At 68.0% G+C, this 865-nt stretch carries 1 protein-coding gene; it reads left to right on the top strand.

The window, feature by feature from the left end; genetic code table 11:
* Positions 1 to 865, top strand: an 865-nt coding sequence (locus AC3EVP_RS36900; protein WP_435138166.1) for a beta-ketoacyl synthase N-terminal-like domain-containing protein, incomplete at both ends; no start/stop codon positions are given.

Genomic DNA, 865 nt, shown 5'->3' with positions numbered 1-865 from the left:
CGATACGGCGTGTTCGTCGTCGTTGACGGCGATTCATCTGGCGGCGCAGGCGTTGCGGTCGGGGGAGTGTGGGATCGCGTTGGCCGGTGGTGTCACGGTGATGGCTTCGCCTGGGACGTTCGCGGAGTTTGCGCGGCAGCGGGGTCTTGCTGCTGATGGGCGGTGCAAGCCGTTTGCGGAGGCGGCTGATGGCACGGGGTGGGGTGAGGGCGTTGGCGTGGTGGTGTTGGAGCGGTTGTCGGACGCTCGCGCGCGTGGGCATCGGGTGTTGGCGGTGGTGGCGGGTAGTGCGGTGAATCAGGACGGGGCGAGTAATGGTCTGTCGGCGCCGAATGGTCCGTCGCAGCAGCGGGTGATTCGGGCGGCGTTGGCGAGTGCGGGGTTGCAGCCGGGTGATGTGGATGTGGTGGAGGCGCACGGGACTGGTACGGCGTTGGGTGATCCGATCGAGGCGCAGGCGTTGCTGGCGACGTATGGGCAGGATCGTGATCCGGCGCGGCCGTTGTTGTTGGGGTCGGTGAAGTCGAATATCGGTCACACGCAGGCGGCTGCGGGGGTGGCGGGTGTGATCAAGATGGTGCAGGCGATGCGGCACGGGATGCTGCCGCAGACCTTGCACGTCGATGCCCCGTCGTCGCATGTGGATTGGTCGGCCGGAGCAGTCGAGTTGCTGACGGCGCCTCGTGAGTGGCCGGCGGGTTCTGGTCCGCGGCGGGCGGGTGTGTCGGCGTTCGGGATCAGCGGCACCAACGTCCACCTCATCCTCGAGCAGCCTGCAGAGGATGTCCCTGCCCTGGACGTCCCTGCCGTGGAGGCTCCTACCCAGGATGGGCCGGAGTCTGCGGGTGCGGTGGCGTGGGTGGTA

Source organism: Actinacidiphila sp. bgisy144, from assembly GCF_057708105.1.
The sequence above is the reverse complement of the archived record's forward strand: the minus strand, read 5'-3'. Positions and strand labels throughout refer to the sequence as shown.